Origin of the sequence: Candidatus Pelagibacter sp. Uisw_137, assembly GCF_047720245.1 — a bacterium.
GTDB lineage: Bacteria > Pseudomonadota > Alphaproteobacteria > Pelagibacterales > Pelagibacteraceae > Pelagibacter.
On the sequence record NZ_CP159811.1, the window covers coordinates 901,471 to 919,132 of the forward strand.

The following is a 17,662-nucleotide window of genomic DNA, read 5'->3' on the forward strand; positions in this document are numbered from 1 at the left end:
TTTTTTTCATTAAATTACATTTAAATACATACTAAAAAAAAGATATATACCGCCAACTAAATGTAATAATGAAATTATTTGAGCCGCAGCACCTTTCCAAATATACTTACTCGGATGAGATTCTTTATTATTTCTAGCTGAACGCCACGTAACTAGACTGGTAATAAAAGTATAAATTATAGCTAATAATAATAGTTCAGGCACATTCAAATATGATGAAAAATAACCACATGCTCCACGCACAATTATTCCACCAAATATCAAAAAGCCCCAAAAATTAATTGCTAAACTGTATTTACCTTCAAAATATTTTTTCATTTAAACAACCCTAAATCATTCCAAAATTTGCGAAATGTCCAACCGTATAATGGCAATTCATCTATTTGATTGCAAGTATAAGTCATAGAATTTTCTGTGCCGGCAAAAAGGTTATCTTCACGTGATAAATCAAAATTTTCTTTATTAAGTTTAAATATATCGTAATAACGTTCTCCGTTTTGAAATAAAATCACACCAAAAGTTAAATATTGAGAGTCTTCATCCATAAAAGGGAGTTCGATAGTTTCTTTATGTAATTCATCTCCATTTGAAATATCATCCTCATGTTTAACCAAAGCTTTACCTTCCCAAGTATATTTTTGATTTTCAAAATCTAAAGAAAAGTATTCATGCATCCAAAGTTTAAGGCTATGTAGTTCGTTGTATCTGCAGTTAAGATAAATAGGTTTAGCAACAACAACATTGCTCAACAACAAACCCAGAACGATTATCCCTAAAAGTTTTTTCATTTATCTTTTAAAAAGTTTTTATAATCTACTTGTATCTTTCCTTTAAATTCATCTAAACTAGGACACCCATATTTATGTATCATTCTATGACAATTAGCACATAGTATTGCAAAATCGTTCTCGTCTCTACCTAGCTCTTCATTTAAATCTATCTTTTTTAATATTTCTGCCTTTGGTACAATATGATGAGCTTCAACATAATCTAGTTTATCATTGTAGTTTCCATATATTTTTTCAAATTTAAGATTGCAAGCTTGACAGGTATAATCAAATTTTTTCTTTAAATTTTTGATAAGCTTTGGATCCGTTTTAATATAATATTTTTCATGTTCTCTATGTTTTTTTAATGCTTTTTTTTCTGAACCACTTAAATCTTTAATCATTTCTATTTCTTCAGGGTCAATATTTTCAATTAATTCACTAGTGCCTCCATTTTGAATAATATTTTCATAAATATTAAGTATATTTTTAACATCATTAATTAAATCATTATTGGATGGCATATTTTTAACATCATAAATCTTTCCAAAAGCGCAAGACTTAACCCAAACTTCTCTTTCTTTATCGCTCTTTATTGTGATTTTAGTTCCATGAACATTTTTAAAACCATATTTTTTAAAATCACCTGCCTTATTTTTTAAAATTATTCCTCTGGAGATCAGAATATTATCTGCTTCTTTTTTATATTTAGTTTTTATATCCTTGTATCCTTGACCTAATGATAGCATTATTTTTTTTCCATTTTCAAAAAATGAATAAACTGGATAATAGCCTCTCGCAGCACTTTCAGTTACTCTAGTGTCTGATATAACTATCCAAGCAACCCTGCTCCAATTTCCAGCATGTTTTGCAACCATAACTTTATATTTTGAAATAGTTTCACCTAAATCCTCCCTGAATGATTTTGGAACTTCAGTTCTTATAAATTTAGTTAAGGGATGGTTTTTTAATTTTTGTTTTTTTGCTTCAGGGTACTCTTTTGCAATTCTCTCAAATACTGTCTTGATATCCATAATCCAACCCTACCAAACCCCTAATCAGGTGTCTAGGTGATGGAATGATTGTTAATGAGCACTCGGAAAAGTGTCTGGTTTGTGTCTGGTTTTGTCATTAAAATTGCTTAATGTTTACGCCAGGTCTTTTTTAATAACTAAGTAAGCATAAGGGTTTTAGGTTATCAAGGGGTGTCGAGAGTCAGGTATTATTTTACTATCACTCTTTGTGTCAAAGAGAAGTTTGGCAACTCATATAAAGATATTCCTGATGAAAAGTTTCAAGAAGTTGTTGATTACATTAACTTTTTGAAAGAGAACCCAAGTTAAGCAAGAGAACATTTTGTTCTCACTCGAATAAGTTCCTAGTAAGTTCCTAGTCTGTCCCAGATAATCCTATAACCCAGAACCACGATCCCTAAAAATTTTTTCATTTGTTATATTTAGAGTGAGTTTAAATTTTTGTTAAAACTTACTGGATAGAGATAAGTTGGCATTATGATTTTCTTGTTTTAAAAAATTATTTTCTAAATTAAACCCTAGGTCAAAACCATCTAACGCTTTAGAAATTTTAAAGTTTGAAGTCATATCTTCACTAAGGCCAAGTGCAAACTTTGTTTTGTTTCTAGATAAAAAGCCTGCTGATAATGTAAATTTATTAATAAAACCAATATACCTAATTTTTTGTTTTTGATAATCGGTACTAATTGTTAAACCGTGGTCATGCTTAAAATCAAACCCTAGACCTACTGTGTATATATCTTTATTTTTTTTATCAGCTTGATATTCAAAATTTTCGTTGTCTGATACATAACTTGTTACCACCTTAGAGTTTGAACCTAACTCTTTACCATATTCAAGATTAATTCTAGATCTTACATTTGAATTTTCTAGATCAGCATCTTGGTCTATTAATACTCCTAAAGAAGCCATTAAAGATTTAATATCTTGCTTGTTATAGCTAATCGCTTCGTTGCCATTTTCTGTATAGCTATCTAATGCTGTATAACTTCCATCGATACGACCCGTTGGAACAATAATTGCATCACCATTTTCATATTCTCTTCCAAAATTAAGTGAACCAAAAACTTGTTTGCCTTCACGGTCACCCGTTTGAGTATTAGTGTTTCCTTGGTTCTTTCTTGTAATATCACTATCTAAATAACTAGCACCAATAACGTGTTCTAAAAAATTACGATCATCAAAACTGTTAGATCCATAAACCGATAAACTTAAAGCGTTAGTGTCAACTTTAGAGCCATAGGTTCCAACATCAACATCAATGTTACCCACTCTTAAAGCAACTCCTAATACTTTATCATTATCAGTTTTTTTATCAGCACCGACAGATATACCAAGGCTGGTCATATCTTGAACAGAACTTAAGGGGTTGTCACCTATTTTTCCTAAACTAACACTACCTTCACTCCATGCTGCCCAATCATTAGGCAAAATTTGATCCAACTTTTGAAGTGAGTTAAATTTAACTGGTGCAGAACTTAAAACATTATTAGATATTTTATTTAATGTTTCATTTTGAAAGTTTAATTCAATATTTTGAGCACTTTTATTGTCATCTTTAACTCTTAAATTAGCTAATCTTTTTAATGCAGACTGGCTCAAGTTTTGGCAAAATTTTTAGCAGTATTAATTTGGGCATCAACTATACCCCTAACCTCTTTAATTTTTGGTGGTGCATCACAGGTTGATGAAGCAGTTACTTTAAAAGCACAGCTTAAAGTATATTCATTTATATCATCACCAGTATTACCCAACACAAATATCTTGGTTCCATCATTATTAAAAGCAATACCTTGAGGTGTAGTATCTTGACCACTAACACTAAAACTATCTACAAAGCTTACAGTCGATGTTAAATCAAAACCTGTTGATAATGTATATTCATTTATATCATTACCAGCATTACCTGCCACAAACATCTTGGTTCCATCATTATTAAAAACAATACCTTGAGGAGCGGTATCTTGACCACTAATATCAAAACCTGTTCCATCTCCATTTATGTCATTGAAAGTTATAGTTGATGTTAAATCAAAACCTATTGATAATGTATATTCATTTATATCATCACCAATATTTCCTGCCACAAACATCTTGGTTCCATCATTATTAAAAGTAAGACCCCTAGGAGCAGTATCTTGACCACTAATATCAAAACCTGTTCCATCTCCATTTATGTCATTGAAAGTTATAGTTGATGTTAAATCAAAACCTATTGATAATGTGTATATATTTATATCATCACCAGTATTACCCACCACAAACATCTTGGTTCCATCATTATTAAAAGCAATACCTTGAGGTGTAGTATCTTGACCACTAATATCAAAACTATCTACAAAGGTTGCAGACGACACATCAAAGCCAGTTGTTAAAGTATATTCATTTATATCATCACCATCATTACCTGCCACAAACATCTTGGTTCCATCATTATTAAAGGTAAGACCCCTAGGAGTAGTATCTTGACCACTAACATCAAAACTATCAACAAAGGTTGCATTAGCTTGTGCTGAGCTAACAAAAGTTAAATTAAAGATTAGGAATATTGAAAATATTTTCTTTAAATAATTTAACATTAGGCTTTGTATAATAAATAAATAACATCAATCATATCCTTTAATCTTAGTAATTATTCAAGATTATAAGGGTTTTTTAGTAGTTGTAATTGGCCAGTCCACATGAAATCATAACCAGATCCTACCAAAACTCAAATCAGGTGTCTAGGTGATGGAATGAGGGTTAATTAGCCAATAAGATCATTGAATTTAAAAATAATTAACTAATAAAATTATTATAGCAATAGTTATTAAGACAGCACTCACAATAATATAATTCAGTCTAATATTAAATTTTTTGTAAACTATTTCAGTAATTTTTTCCCAGAATACTACAATGAAGAGAACAATTATAGCTGGCAGAATAAATTTGATCATTTCTAATTTTTTAAAATTATAGCAATGTAACTACAAAAGAAAAAAATTGCCAAACCTGCGAGATATTTTGTTTCCCTAGTTTTTCCAAATTTTTTATATTGAATTATACTTAATAATATAAATGTTAATGAGGTAATCAAAAAATATATTGGTTCAATAATTCCATCTAATCTAGCCATAATAAACTCTACTAAATCATAAATTGGGTATCTAGGTGTAGAATAGTCGCTAGTTAGAATTCAGCGATTCTAGGTCCTTTTTTCTTTAATCTATAATCCCTGCTAAATTTTTAGCAGCCTTTTTTTTGGATCCTGCAGTTAATCCTTTGACATAGGCTGTTGCTATTCTTTCTGGATTTTTAATATTTCTTTTTTTAAATTTTTTTAATAAATCTTTGTAGTTAGGTTTTCTAGGCATTACTTAATAAAATTTAAAAAAGTCTCAATATCAGATAGATTAGTATTCCATGCAGTAACTAATCTAACCGCTTTACCATCCCACTCATCATCATTAATTGTATATCCTTCTGAATTTAATTGATCAATTATATCTTTTGGTATCTTTACAAATATTTCATTTGCATCAGTAGGATAAGCTAGTTCAATATTTTTGTGTTGGTCTAAACCTTGACTTAATTTTTTACCCATAGCGTTTGCGTGTTTTGCGTTTCTTAGCCAAACTTCATTTGTGATATAGGCGTCTAATTGCGCTGATACAAAACTCATTTTTGAGAGTAAATGCCCCGCTCTTTTCATTAAAAAAGGTAAGTTACCAACTAACTCTGGTTTGAAAAAAATAATAGCTTCTGCTGCTAAACATCCATTTTTAGTTGCTCCAAAAGAAAGTACATCAATACCAGATTTCCAAGTCATTTCTGCAGGGCTACAATCTAATGAAACTAAAGCATTAGCAAACCTAGCTCCATCCATATGCATATTAAGTTTATGATTATGAGCAATTTCTGATATTTTTTTTATTTCGTCTAATTCATAAGCTTCACCTGTTTCACAAAGTTGTGTAATGCTTACTGATGAAGGTTGAGTGTGATGAACAACACCCTTCCCACTAATTGATTTATTGAGCTCCTCAGCTGTAATTTTTCCATTAATTCCGTTAAGATTTACTAATTTTGCTCCCCCAGTGTAAAATTCAGGTGCTCCACATTCATCTACATTAATATGAGAAAGTTTGTGACAATAGATATTTCCAAAAGATGGTGTCATCGTAGATAAAGCTAGTGCATTAGCTGCAGTTCCAGAAGATGTTGGAAAAACAATTACCTCTTTTTCAAATATTTCTGAAAATTTGTCTTGTAAATTTTTTGAAATTTCATCATCACCATAGGGAGCTCTATCTCCATCATTAGCTTTTAAAATTGCGTCTAATACTTCAGGACAAGCACCTGCAACATTATCTGAAGCAAATTTTACTCGCTCTCTTTTTGTTTTAATTTTTTCCATATTTATTGTTTTGGAAAATAATCTTTCAATTCACCTTCTCTATAAACATCTGCAGTACAACAATGAAGTCCACCTCCAAATGCATAGGCGTCTCTCATGTCTACTGGTATTACTTCCATACCTAATTTATCTAATTGTTCTGCTTGATATACTTCACTTTTTTCAACACACACAGTTTTAGGATCAAGAACTAATACATTCATTGATAGCCATGTTGACGAATAACAAAGTGCAGGTGGTTCATTATGAGCTGGTTGTGCGCTATCAATAATTTCCCAACCATTATTTTCAAATAATTTTCTTTGTTCTTTTGGTAGTCTTCTTTGTGGATTATTAATAATTAAACCCTCTTTAATTGGTGTAAATGTTGCATCAATATGAATTGGGTATGGGTCACCTGGAAAATTAACAGCATGAACTCTATGATCTTTGTAATGTCTTTTAAGCCAATCAATCCCTTTAAGATTTGTTGTAAAACCATGTTGAACTACTAAATCTTTACCAAATCTTAAAACATCTGCAGCATCAAATAAAGGTTCCTCTTCAGTTGTTACAAAAAACTTATCTTCAGTCCATTCTAATCTTTTTTGAATTCCAATTTTATCGGATAAATAATCTTTTCTGTAATCTGCATCAGTTAATCTTGGTTTAGGAGCAGCTTCGTGTTTCATATTAGGATCTTCATCATAATATTTTTTTAACAAAGGTCTGTAACATAGATATTCGAACCATCTACACCTATAACTCATCGTTGCTTCTAAAATTTCACTTCCAACTGTTAACAAAACATCTCTTGGTGGCATACAGCCAAACATTGTATCTGCTTCCCAATCTGGGGTTGATGTTTTTTTATTAAAATCTATTGGATCTGGTCTATCTACTTTAATGCCTCTTTTGATTAGCATATTTGAAAAATCATCTAACAACTGATTTGCCTTATCAACTGTGTCTTTTGTTCTTGGTCCAAACTGACCACGCATATCAGAATCTTCTGGAACCTTAGCATCCAAAGCTGGCTCCGGTGCTGGAATACAAGTACCGTCAGCCTTACCAACAATTACATGCTTTAAAGAATCCCATTCATTCCAACTATTAACTACCGTTTTTTCACTCATAATTTATGATTTGATAATATTATGTTCTGGGCCAAAAGGAAACTTAGTAATGTTTTCAGCATTATCTTTTCCTATAACTAGGATGTCATGCTCTCTGTAACCTCCAGCACCTGGCTTCCCATCAGGTATCATGATCATAGGCTCCATAGAAACAACCATATTCTCTTCTAAGACAGTATCTATGTCTTCTCGTAATTCTAATCCAGCTTCTCTTCCATAGAAATGAGACAAGACACCAAATGAATGACCATAACCAAATGTTCGGTAATGAAGATAACCAAGCTCAGCAAATAATTCATTCAACTCATGGCAGATAGCAGAACATTTTACACCTGGTTTAATTAACTCTAGTCCTCTTTTATGAACTTTAACATTTGCTTCCCATGCTTTTAAAGAAGCGTCATCAATTTTATCAACAAAAAGAGTTCTCTCAAGAGCTGTGTAGTACCCTGAAATCATAGGAAAAGTGTTTAAAGAAAGAATATCTCCTGCTTCTAATTTTCTATTAGTCTTTGGGTTATGTGCACCATCTGTATTTAACCCTGACTGAAACCAAACCCATGTATCCATATATTCAGCATCAGGGTAGGTTTTAGCAATTTCACGCTCCATTCTATCTCTACCTACTATTGCGATTTCAAGTTCACTTTCTCCAATTTTAATGTTCTTTACGATCTCTTCACCACCAAGATCAGCAATTCTTGCACCATTTTTGATAATTTCTATTTCCTCAGCAGATTTGATCATTCTAAGTTGCATCAAATCTTTTGATACGTCACTAAAAACTGAAAAAGTAAAAATAGACGTAAGCTTTTCTTTAACATCTAGAGTTACATGATCATTTTCAATGCCAATATTCTTAGGAGGTTCGTCTCTTCCAATAATTGCAACTATTGCTTTTAAATAATTGTCTCTTTTCCAATCAGTGTAAATTACATTATCACTATGAGATCTCCGCCACGGTTGGCTTGCATCTATGTTTGCAGAAATTGTTGAAATTTTATTAGCTGTTACAACGCAACCATAAGGTCTACCAAAAGAACAATAAATAAACCCTGTATAGTAAGCAATGTTGTGCATTGAAGTTAAAATAATCATGTCAAGATTATTTTTACTCATTGTGGTTCTTAAATTAGTTAATCGTCTTTGATATTCTTGATCTGTAAAAGGTAGTTTAGCCTTCTCACCGTTTTTTAAATTAAAAAAATCTGGTCTTTCCATCTTAATTAATTAAGAGCAATAAACCGTCTATTAGTTTTAATTGTAAGACTATAATAAATGATAGACATAAAAAGGAAGAAGCCTCCTATTATCGTATTAGTTGATGGTATTTCATTAATTCCTAAAATTGGAATCCATACCCAAAATATTCCACCAATGACTTCCGTTAATGACAACAAAGTTAATTCTGCCGCTGGTATAGCTTTTGATCCAATAGAATATAAAATTAAACCCATGCAAACTAACGTTCCATGTATAGAAAATAATGCTCCATTATAACTTGTGGATAGAAAAACCATATCATTAGTTAAGATAACTATTGCAGCAACCACAAAGCAAAAAAAACCTGCAAATGCTACAGTCGTAAATTTTGGTGTTTCTTTATTCCATCTTAGGGTTACTGAAAAAACAGAAAAACCAACTGAAGAAGTCATCCCAAATATTAGCCCTAATAAAGAATTTTTTTCTGTATTACCCAAAGCTATTATTATTATTCCAATGGTTGCAATAAATATAGCTATCCAAACATTTAGTGAAATTTTTTCTTTTAAAAATAAAAAACCAAGTAAGGCTGTAAAAAAAGGCATGGCAGCTAAGCAAAGCAAAGTAACAGCAGCACTGGTATTTGTAATGGAATAAATGAAGGTTATCATTGCAATACCTAGTCCAATTCCACCAACGATACCCGAGATTCCAATTTTTAAATAATTCTTATAAAAATTTTTTCCTTCCTCAAAGAAAAGGTAAAGATTTAAAATCAAAAAGATTGTGAGGCCCCGTGCAAAAATATATTGCCATGGAACTAAATTTGGCTCATTCATATACCGAACAACTAAAGGTCCAAAGGACCATATAAGACCCGCTAATAAAACTACTGGGATTGCAATTTTTTCATTTTTTAACTCAAGCATTGATGGATATTTAATAGTAATTATTTTGCACTACAATAAAAATGAGATCTATTTAAAAATATTAATATTTGACCCGATTGGAGAGTAACATTCAATTAACTCCCCTTTTTTGAATATAGATTGCCCATCTTTGAATAGACCCCATACATTTGACTCTACAAATGATTTAATTCTGAATGATTCTTGACCTTTTAAAACCTCTAACTCTATTTTTCCATCATTAGTTGAAGTTAACTTTGCTTTTAAAAATCTAATAATCTTTTTACTCTTTAAATAATTATTCTTTAATTTAGCTTTAAATGGTTTTTCAACCTTAACTCCAAGGGTATTAAGTAGATAAGGATAAACAAAAAATCTAAAGCAAGCAGATGAAGAAATAGGATTACCAGGTAACCCAAAAATAGCTTTTTCAGTTTTATTGAATTTTGCAAACATCACTGGTTTACCAGGTCTAATCAAAACACCTTTAAAAAAATTAGATAAACTAAATTTTTTAATTATGTGGGGAACAAAATCATGTTTACCAGCAGATACAGCACCTGATGTGATTATAATATCTATTTTAGATTTAAAACTTTTTTCTATTTTTTTTTGAAAAAGTTTAGCATCCTTATCTCTTAAAATGCCACCATCTATAAAGTTAAATAAAAAATTATTAGATAAGGATTTTATGTAATGACTATTAGAGTTTCTCACTTTCCAATTAGCAATATTTTTACTATTAGAAATTTCATTTCCTGTTGAAAAAAATAAAAGGTTGGGCTTCTTTTTAACTTTAATGTTTACTATGCCCAATGTTTTAAAGGCTAATATATGAGATGGTTGAATTATGGTCCCTTTTTTAATTATTAAGTCTCTTTTTTTATAATCTGATCCAGCATATCTGATGTGTTGGTTATTTTTTATTTTTTCATTAATTAAGATAAATTTTCTATTTTTATTAAAAATAATTTTTTCAATTGGAATTATAGTATCAAAATTTTTAGGTATAAGTGCACCCGTCATTACTTCAACAGCTTCAAATTTATTTATTTTTTTTAAAGACGGATTATCTCCTGCAGATATAGTCTTTAAAATTTTAAAGTTTTGTGAATTATTTTTATTTAACTTACTTGTATCTTTTGAATTAATTGCAAAACCATCAAAAGCAGCATTAGTTCCAGCTGGATAATTTACCGCTGAATAGATATCTAATACATTAATCCTATTTAATGACTTTGATGAGTTAATAATTTCATCTTTAATTTTTATCTTTGATTTTATTAAGATTTTCTTAGCTTCTTTATAAGTAATCATTTTAATTTTTTTTTAGTATTTTTTTTGCTTCTTCTAAATCTTCTTTAGTATTTATATTAAAAAAAGGATCAAATTTTTTAGGCTCAATATCAATTGTTTTTACCCCTATTTTATTTGCCCAATCCTCTACTTTTCTAAAATTATTATTAATCAAATCATTTTCAAGTAGTTTTAATAATTCAATTGACCATAGGCCAAAAATATTGTGCCTTTTGTTGTTTGACTTAACAAAATACAATAGGCTATCTTTTAGTTTAATTCTTTTTTGATATTCATCAATAATTGATGTTTCAAAAAAAGGTGTGTCTGATGGAAATGTTGCAATCCACTGATACAATTTTTGATTTTCTTTAACCCATTTCATTGCACTCAGAACTCCAGCTAATGGTCCAAAGTCATCAAAACAATCAGGAATTATTGTTACATTTTTTATTTTTTTTGTATCTATACTGTGGCTTGAGACAATAAGTATCTCCTGATATCTATTGCTAATTTTTAGTAAAACGTGTTCTAACAATGTTTTATCACCAAGTTTTGTCTGATTTTTATCTTCACCAAATCTCTTTGACTTTCCACCAGCTAGCACAACAGCTAAAATATTGTTATCTTCCATAAATCAAAATATAAAACATTAATCTCTTAATTAAAGAATTATAATGGACTTAGAAATTTTAGAAATTGCATCTAATACCGAAAACCACAAAGTGCTTAAAAAGCATACACATCAATCAAGGAACAAAAACCCTTTATGTGGTGATGAAATGGAAATTAGTTTAATGGTTAAAGACAATATTGTTCAAGACATGGGGTATCAATGTAAGTCTTGCGTGTACTGTCAAGCCTCTGTTAGTTTGCTTTCAAGATGGGTTATGCAAGTACCAATAGAAAAAATTTCAGATTTTGTTTCAAAAGCTGAGCTTTTCTTTGATGAAAATTTTGATCAATTAAAAAAAATTAATATAAAAGATTTAAAAGATTTTAAAAAAATAATGAATTCAAAAAACATTTCTAGAAAAGAATGTTTATTGCTTCCTTTTAAAACTCTTTCAAAAGCCCTAAGGCTTTAAAATAACACTAACATTAAAAATAAAAGAATATGATAAATACAATAAAAGAAAACTTTAACAGAGCTCTATATGCTTTAATATTTTCAATAATCACAATTGGTACACTTTCATTCTTAAGTTTTGAAACTCCCTACGGGTTGTTTTTGGCTGGATCATTTGGATCTTCGATGGTTTTACTTTTTGGATATCCAGAAAGTCCTTTTGCTCAACCCAAAAATGTTTTTTTTGGCCACTTGGTAACATCTATAGTTGGTGTATTAATTTTAAAATTTTTACCCATTGATCAATTTTTACAAATAGCTATTGCTGTAGGGCTTGGTATTTTTATAATGATACTGTTTGGTGTAACTCACCCACCAGCAGGAGGAAATCCTATTGTTATAATACTTGGTGCAGTTTCATATGATTTTTTACTAAATCCAATTATTTTTGGTTCTATAATAATAATTGTTTATGCGGTTATTCTAAATCGTTTCATATTAAAGAAAAACTACCCTAGTAGCTGGAAAAGCTAATCTTTTCGTTGTTTCAAATTTAACCAGTTTAAATATACTAACTAAATGAATTCTAATTATAAAGTCACAAAATTTAGATCTAATAATTTGAAAGAGGTTAATGATCAAGTATCCATTGAAGAACCACTTGAAATAATACTCAAATATAAAGATAAAAAAAATTGGATAGAAAATACTATATCTATTACGATGAGAACGCCTGGAGATGATGAAAATTTAGTTGCTGGCTTTCTTTTTAATGAAAGAGTAATTGAAAAAATTAGCTATATAGAAAATATTGAAGCAAGTGGCAAGCCTGTTGGACAATATAAATTACAAAATAAAGTTATTATTACAATAAATAATTCAGAGAATATAGACATTGATAGAATTAAAAGAAATTTTTTAACTAATTCCTCATGTGGGGTGTGTGGAAAAACATCTCTTAAATCTTTAGAAATTATTAAGAAAGATAAAATATTAAAATCTATCCCTAAAATAGATCATGAAATTATAATGAAATCTCCAGATATATTAAGACAAAACCAATCTGAATTTTCAAAGACTGGTGGCATTCATGCTAGTGGGCTATTTAATGCGAGCGGAGAAATTATTGCCTTAAAAGAGGATGTAGGAAGGCATAATGCTTTGGACAAGCTAATTGGATTTGCCTTAAAAGAAAATTTACTTGATAATAGTTCTCAATTTCTAACCTGTTCTGGAAGGCTCAACTTTGACCTTGTTCAAAAGGCACTCATGGCAAATATAGGTGTCTTGATTGGCGTAGGTGCGCCAACCAGTCTCGCTATAGATTTAGCTAATAAGTTTGACATGACATTAGTTGGTTTTGTAAAAGAGGATAGCTTTAATATTTATAGTAATAATGAGAGAATTATAATAAAAAATTAAAAAAATTTTAACAGGGTAAAATGTGTCAAAAAATATAAGTAACTTATCAGGCAGAATTGGTTTAAAGAAAAACCTATTTGAGAAAATCTCTGAAAGATCCCTAAACTCTAAAGATGCAAGCAGCATTCAAGAAATAGCCAACGAATACCACATGGGTGTATCCACTATTCATGGTGCAGAGAGTTTTTATGAATTTTTAAGACCATCTCATAGAGCAAAGAAAGCCTTTGTTTGTAATGGAAGTGCTTGCATGTGTTCTGGAACACAGGAAATTTTAAAGAAAAAATTAAAAGAAAAATTAGGTGATGACAAGGTTGGTGAAATGTTCTGTCTTGGCCACTGTTATGAAAATAAAGCGTTTCATTATGATGGTGAAAACTATGCTGGGAATGACATTGAGAAAATTGATGAAATAATTAAAGGAGAAAAAATTGAACAGGAAAAATTTTTCTCTAAAAGTTTTGCTTCAACTAGTTTTTTAATGGATGATAAGCTTTCAAATTTTGATCAATTTAAAGATGTTTTAAATAAATTTATCAATACAGATAAACAAGAAATTATAAAGTCACTATTAGATTCAAACCTAACAGGTAGAGGTGGTGCTGGCTTTCCAGCTGGAATGAAATGGGATTTTTGTAGAAAAGCAGAATCTGAAAAAAAATATGTTATCTGTAATGCTGACGAAGGTGACTCAGGAGCTTTCTCAGATAGGTATTTATTAGAAGATCAGCCACTAAAAGTGTTATTTGGAATGATCATCTGTGGTTATGTTATTGGAAGTAACGAAGGTGTTTTATATATTAGAGGAGAATATCCAAAATCTATTGAAGCTATAAATGGATGTATTAATTCTTTAAAAAAAGAAGGATTGTTAGGTAAAAACATTCTTGGAACAAATTTTTCTTTTGATCTAAATATTTGTATAGGACAAGGAGCATACATATGTGGAGAAGAAACTGCTTTAATTGCATCAATTGAAGGAAGAAGAGCAGAAGTTGATGTCAGACCTCCCTTCCCTGTTACTGAAGGACTTTATAAAAAGCCAACAGTTGTTAACAATGTTGAAACTTTAGCTGCTGCTACTGGTATACTTATTAATGGAGCAGAAAAATTTGCTGCAATTGGTAATAAAAAATCAGCAGGTACAAAATTAGTTTGTTTTGATAGTTTTTTTAATAATCCAGGTGTTTACGAGGTTGAAATGGGAACACCAATGAAAAAAGTTTTGAACGATATTGGTGGAGGTTTTAAAGAACCTATTAAAGCACTACAAATTGGTGGCCCATTAGGTGGGGTTATTCCAATTTCTGAAGTAGAAAAATTAAATCTAGATTTTCAAGAGTTTACTGCTGCTGGTTTCATGTTGGGACACGCAAGTATAGTAAGTATTCCAAAAGATTTCCCAATGGTTGACTATATCCATCATTTATTCGAATTCACAGCTGAAGAATCATGTGGAAAATGCTTCCCAGGTAGACTTGGTTCTTACCGTGGTAAGGAAATGTTTGATCAAGCAAAGAATAAAACTGCTAAAATTCCATTAAAGCTATTAAATGAGCTCCTAGTAACAATGAAAAAAGGCTGTTTATGTGCTTTATGTGGTGCGATACCAACTCCTATCATGAATATATTAAAATATTTTGGTGATGAAATGAAGGATGATATGGTGAAAGATAATTAATGAGCTCAGAAAAAAGAAAAATTGCATATATAGATGGTAAGCCATATGAAATTGGTCCTAACCATACTTCTGTTTTAAAATTTGTAGAAAGCTATCTTGGTGAAAAAAAGGTTCCTGCTTTATGTAACGATCCAAACTTAGCACCTTATGGAGCTTGTAGAGTTTGTTCGGTTGAGGTTGCTTTAGTTAAAGATGGCCCGACTAAAGTTGTAGCCTCATGTCATACACCAGTTGCTGAAAACCAACATATCTTTACAAACAATGAAAATTTAACCGCTTTAAGAAAAAATATTGTTGAGCTAGTTTTAACAGACCATCCAATGGAATGTAGTACATGTGAAGTTAATAATAACTGTGAACTTCAAGATGTTGCTAATGATTTAGGTATATCAGATCATAGATACAACGTACCAAAACAACATAAAGGTATTCCAAGAGACACCTCTCATGATTATATGAGAATGAATTTAGATAACTGCATTAATTGTGGAAGATGTGTCAGAGCTTGTGATGAAATTCAAGGTTCATTTGTTTTAACAATGAGTGGTAGGGGATTTGAGTCTAAAATTACAACAGACAATGATGCATTATTTGGAGACTCGTCTTGTGTATCTTGTGGAGCTTGTGCACACACTTGCCCAACAGATGCCATCTCAGATGTATATCAATCTAAATCAGTTGCTGTTGATGAAAAAGTAAGAACAACCTGTTCTTATTGTGGAGTTGGTTGTAATCTAGAAGCTTCAATTAAAGATAATAAAGTTGTTGCAATTTCTACTCCTAAAGAAAGTGAAGTAAACGCAGGTCACACTTGTATTAAAGGAAGATATGCTTTTGGATTTTATGATCATCCCGATAGATTAAAAACTCCTTTAATTAAAAGGAATGGAAAATTTGAAGAAGCATCATGGGATGATGCATATGATTTTATTAAAAAAGAGTTAAATAGAATTACCAAAGCCAATGGACCAGATGCAGTTGCTGGTATTTCTTCAGCAAGATGTACTAATGAAGAAAATTATGTTTTCCAAAAAATGATTAGAGCAGCAATAGGAACTAATAATATTGATTGCTGTGCAAGAATTTGTCATTCACCTACTGCGTGGGGAATGCAACAAACATTTGGAACAGGTGCAGCTACAAATTCTACAGAAGATATTTACCATGCAGATTTATTTATGGTTATTGGAGCAAATCCAACAAATGCTCACCCAGTTACTGGAGCTAAAATAAAACAACAAGTAATGAAGGGTAAAAAATTAATTGTATTAGATCCAATTACTACTGAGCTTGCTAAACTTGCTGATTATCACATTAAACTTAGACCTGGAACAAATGTTGCTATTTTAAACATGATGTTGCATTATATATTGAAAGCAAACCTTTATGACAAAGACTTTGTCAGAGATAGAACTGAAGGTTTTGCAAATTTCATTAAAGAAATTGAGAGACAAGATATGGACCATCTAGCAAAAGTTGCTGGTGTTGATAAACAGTTGGTTAAAGAAGCTGCAATTGCTTATGCAACAGCTAAAAACTCTATGGAATTTCATGGTTTGGGAGTTACTGAACAAGAACAGGGCTCTAAAACAGTAATGTTAATCGCTGATCTTGCAATGATTACAGGTAATATTGGTAGAAGAGGTGTTGGTGTTAACCCACTAAGAGGACAAAACAATGTTCAAGGAGCTGCTGATATGGGGTGCCAACCTCATCAAGGAGCTGGGTATTTTGAGGTAGCAGATGAAAAAAATCAAGATTTTTACACTGAAAAGTATGGGGTAGTTCATCCAACAAAAGCAGGACTAAAAATTCCTGAAATGTTTGATGGTGCAATTAATAAAGATGTTAAAGCGGTCTGGATTATTGGAGAAGATATTGTTCAAACAGATCCAAATAGCGCACATGTAGTTGAAGCAATGAACTCATTAGAGTTGTTAGTAGTTCAAGAAATTTTTATGAGTGAGACTGCAAAACTTGCAACAGTAGTATTACCTGGAACAACTTTCTTAGAAAAAAATGGAACTTTTACTAATACAGAAAGAAGAATTCAAAGAGTTAATCGAGCTGTACCCCCATTACCTGGTACTAAAACTGATGGAACAATTGTAACAGACATGATGCAAAAATTAGGCTTTAATCAACCAGAATATGACGCTGATCAAGTTCTAGCAGAAATAGCTGATGTTGTTCCTTTCTTTAAAGGGGTAACAAGAGAGAGACTTGGTAAAATGGGATTACAATGGCCAGTTCAAGAAGATGGAACAGATACTCAAATTTTACATAAAGAAACTTTCAAACTTGGAAAAGGACGTCTTAAAAATTTTGATTGGAAAGAATCTACAGAAATTGAAACTAATAAAAAAGAATATCCATTAATTTTAACAACTAGTAGAGTTCTACAACATTACAATGCCGCGACGATGACAAGACGTACAAGTAATATCAATATAGTTTCTGAAGATTTATTATTAGTTCACCCAAATGATGCTAACAAAAGAGAGTTACATACAGGTGACATAGGAAGACTTTATTCTGGAAGAGGAGAAGTTGCCTTAAAAGTAGAGGTTACAGATAAAGTTAAAGAAGGCATAGTATTTACAACATTCCATTTTCCAGAACATATGGTCAATATGGTAACGGGTCATGGTAAAGATGAAGAAACAATGTGTGCTGAATACAAAGTTTCAGCAGTAGAAGTTCAAAAAATCTCAAATCAATTTAAAACTGAAATTAAACCAAAAGAAAATCAAGCAGAAGTTAACTAATCG

18 protein-coding genes are annotated in these 17,662 nt (G+C 30.8%); 5 read left to right on the forward strand and 13 right to left on the reverse strand.

The window, feature by feature from the left end:
• Positions 1-9: 9 nt before the first annotated feature.
• From ABXT61_RS04925 to ABXT61_RS04985, 13 genes are all read right to left on the reverse strand, one after another.
• On the reverse strand, positions 10-318 hold the full coding sequence (locus tag ABXT61_RS04925; RefSeq protein ID WP_415314673.1) for a hypothetical protein: 309 nt from the start codon (positions 316-318) through the stop codon (positions 10-12).
• Positions 315-788 (reverse strand): hypothetical protein, encoded by a 474-nt coding sequence (locus ABXT61_RS04930; RefSeq protein ID WP_415314674.1) that lies wholly within the window; start codon positions 786-788, stop codon positions 315-317. The genes ABXT61_RS04925 and ABXT61_RS04930 overlap by 4 nt, the downstream gene beginning before the upstream one ends.
• Positions 785-1,801 carry an MrcB family domain-containing protein gene (locus ABXT61_RS04935; RefSeq protein WP_415314675.1) on the reverse strand — a complete coding sequence of 339 codons (1,017 nt, stop codon included), beginning with the start codon at positions 1,799-1,801 and terminating at the stop codon, positions 785-787. The genes ABXT61_RS04930 and ABXT61_RS04935 overlap by 4 nt, the downstream gene beginning before the upstream one ends.
• Before the next feature lie 444 nt (positions 1,802-2,245).
• Complete coding sequence (locus ABXT61_RS04940) at positions 2,246-3,403, reverse strand: autotransporter outer membrane beta-barrel domain-containing protein (RefSeq protein WP_415314676.1); 1,158 nt, start codon at positions 3,401-3,403, stop codon at positions 2,246-2,248.
• Positions 3,400-4,380 carry a hypothetical protein gene (locus ABXT61_RS04945; RefSeq protein ID WP_415314678.1) on the reverse strand — a complete coding sequence of 327 codons (981 nt, stop codon included), beginning with the start codon at positions 4,378-4,380 and terminating at the stop codon, positions 3,400-3,402. Before ABXT61_RS04945 ends, ABXT61_RS04940 begins: the two co-directional genes overlap by 4 nt.
• 359 nt (positions 4,381-4,739) lie before the next feature.
• A complete protein-coding gene (locus tag ABXT61_RS04950) occupies positions 4,740-4,916 on the reverse strand; it encodes a hypothetical protein (RefSeq protein ID WP_415314679.1) in 177 nt (58 codons plus the stop codon).
• 85 nt (positions 4,917-5,001) lie between these two features.
• A complete protein-coding gene (locus tag ABXT61_RS04955; RefSeq protein ID WP_168606561.1) occupies positions 5,002-5,154 on the reverse strand; it encodes a hypothetical protein in 153 nt (50 codons plus the stop codon).
• On the reverse strand, positions 5,154-6,197 hold the full coding sequence (locus ABXT61_RS04960) for a threonine aldolase family protein (protein ID WP_415314681.1): 1,044 nt from the start codon (positions 6,195-6,197) through the stop codon (positions 5,154-5,156). Before ABXT61_RS04960 ends, ABXT61_RS04955 begins: the two co-directional genes overlap by 1 nt.
• A 2-nt stretch (positions 6,198-6,199) precedes the next feature.
• Entirely contained in the window at positions 6,200-7,312 is a 1,113-nt protein-coding gene (locus tag ABXT61_RS04965; protein WP_415314682.1) for a serine/threonine protein kinase, read from the reverse strand.
• 3 nt (positions 7,313-7,315) lie between these two features.
• Positions 7,316-8,533, reverse strand: coding sequence for an aminopeptidase P family protein (locus ABXT61_RS04970; RefSeq protein ID WP_415314683.1), 1,218 nt, complete (start codon positions 8,531-8,533; stop codon positions 7,316-7,318).
• 5 nt (positions 8,534-8,538) lie between these two features.
• The gene (locus tag ABXT61_RS04975) at positions 8,539-9,444 is read right to left on the reverse strand and encodes a DMT family transporter (RefSeq protein WP_415314685.1); all 906 of its coding nucleotides are present in this window, start codon (positions 9,442-9,444) and stop codon (positions 8,539-8,541) included.
• Between the two features lie 48 nt (positions 9,445-9,492).
• Positions 9,493-10,740, reverse strand: a complete 1,248-nt coding sequence (locus tag ABXT61_RS04980; RefSeq protein WP_415314686.1) for a molybdopterin molybdotransferase MoeA — start codon at positions 10,738-10,740, stop codon at positions 9,493-9,495.
• Between the two features lies 1 nt (position 10,741).
• Positions 10,742-11,353 (reverse strand): molybdenum cofactor guanylyltransferase, encoded by a 612-nt coding sequence (locus ABXT61_RS04985; protein ID WP_415314687.1) that lies wholly within the window; start codon positions 11,351-11,353, stop codon positions 10,742-10,744.
• A 43-nt stretch (positions 11,354-11,396) separates the two neighbouring features.
• Between ABXT61_RS04985 and ABXT61_RS04990 the strand changes: the two genes are divergently transcribed.
• From ABXT61_RS04990 to fdhF, 5 genes are read left to right on the forward strand one after another with little or no spacing between them, the layout of a single operon-like run.
• A complete protein-coding gene (locus tag ABXT61_RS04990) occupies positions 11,397-11,807 on the forward strand; it encodes an iron-sulfur cluster assembly scaffold protein (protein WP_415314688.1) in 411 nt (136 codons plus the stop codon).
• Between the two features lie 29 nt (positions 11,808-11,836).
• Positions 11,837-12,322 carry an HPP family protein gene (locus ABXT61_RS04995; RefSeq protein ID WP_415304253.1) on the forward strand — a complete coding sequence of 162 codons (486 nt, stop codon included), beginning with the start codon at positions 11,837-11,839 and terminating at the stop codon, positions 12,320-12,322.
• 45 nt (positions 12,323-12,367) lie between these two features.
• Positions 12,368-13,210, forward strand: a complete 843-nt coding sequence (gene fdhD, locus ABXT61_RS05000) for a formate dehydrogenase accessory sulfurtransferase FdhD (RefSeq protein WP_415314689.1) — start codon at positions 12,368-12,370, stop codon at positions 13,208-13,210.
• Positions 13,211-13,232: 22 nt separating this feature from the next.
• Complete coding sequence (locus ABXT61_RS05005) at positions 13,233-14,891, forward strand: NADH-ubiquinone oxidoreductase-F iron-sulfur binding region domain-containing protein (protein WP_415314690.1); 1,659 nt, start codon at positions 13,233-13,235, stop codon at positions 14,889-14,891.
• Entirely contained in the window at positions 14,891-17,659 is a 2,769-nt protein-coding gene (gene fdhF / locus ABXT61_RS05010; protein ID WP_415314691.1) for a formate dehydrogenase subunit alpha, read from the forward strand. The genes ABXT61_RS05005 and fdhF overlap by 1 nt, the downstream gene beginning before the upstream one ends.
• Positions 17,660-17,662 lie beyond the last annotated feature (3 nt).

What these genes read in the sequence shown, in the direction of transcription:
- ABXT61_RS04955 (WP_168606561.1), bottom strand. Translation starts at nt 5,154, where the DNA reads ATGCCTAGAAAACCTAACTACAAAGATTTATTAAAAAAATTTAAAAAA.
- ABXT61_RS04950 (WP_415314679.1), bottom strand. Translation starts at nt 4,916, where the DNA reads ATGGCTAGATTAGATGGAATTATTGAACCAATATATTTTTTGATTACC.
- ABXT61_RS04925 (WP_415314673.1), bottom strand. Translation starts at nt 318, where the DNA reads ATGAAAAAATATTTTGAAGGTAAATACAGTTTAGCAATTAATTTTTGG.
- ABXT61_RS04970 (WP_415314683.1), bottom strand. Translation starts at nt 8,533, where the DNA reads ATGGAAAGACCAGATTTTTTTAATTTAAAAAACGGTGAGAAGGCTAAA.
- ABXT61_RS04930 (WP_415314674.1), bottom strand. Translation starts at nt 788, where the DNA reads ATGAAAAAACTTTTAGGGATAATCGTTCTGGGTTTGTTGTTGAGCAAT.
- ABXT61_RS04990 (WP_415314688.1), top strand. Translation starts at nt 11,397, where the DNA reads ATGGACTTAGAAATTTTAGAAATTGCATCTAATACCGAAAACCACAAA.
- ABXT61_RS04995 (WP_415304253.1), top strand. Translation starts at nt 11,837, where the DNA reads ATGATAAATACAATAAAAGAAAACTTTAACAGAGCTCTATATGCTTTA.
- ABXT61_RS04960 (WP_415314681.1), bottom strand. Translation starts at nt 6,197, where the DNA reads ATGGAAAAAATTAAAACAAAAAGAGAGCGAGTAAAATTTGCTTCAGAT.
- ABXT61_RS04965 (WP_415314682.1), bottom strand. Translation starts at nt 7,312, where the DNA reads ATGAGTGAAAAAACGGTAGTTAATAGTTGGAATGAATGGGATTCTTTA.
- ABXT61_RS04975 (WP_415314685.1), bottom strand. Translation starts at nt 9,444, where the DNA reads ATGCTTGAGTTAAAAAATGAAAAAATTGCAATCCCAGTAGTTTTATTA.
- ABXT61_RS04985 (WP_415314687.1), bottom strand. Translation starts at nt 11,353, where the DNA reads ATGGAAGATAACAATATTTTAGCTGTTGTGCTAGCTGGTGGAAAGTCA.
- ABXT61_RS04945 (WP_415314678.1), bottom strand. Translation starts at nt 4,380, where the DNA reads ATGTTAAATTATTTAAAGAAAATATTTTCAATATTCCTAATCTTTAAT.
- ABXT61_RS04935 (WP_415314675.1), bottom strand. Translation starts at nt 1,801, where the DNA reads ATGGATATCAAGACAGTATTTGAGAGAATTGCAAAAGAGTACCCTGAA.
- ABXT61_RS04980 (WP_415314686.1), bottom strand. Translation starts at nt 10,740, where the DNA reads ATGATTACTTATAAAGAAGCTAAGAAAATCTTAATAAAATCAAAGATA.
- fdhF (WP_415314691.1), top strand. Translation starts at nt 14,891, where the DNA reads ATGAGCTCAGAAAAAAGAAAAATTGCATATATAGATGGTAAGCCATAT.
- fdhD (WP_415314689.1), top strand. Translation starts at nt 12,368, where the DNA reads ATGAATTCTAATTATAAAGTCACAAAATTTAGATCTAATAATTTGAAA.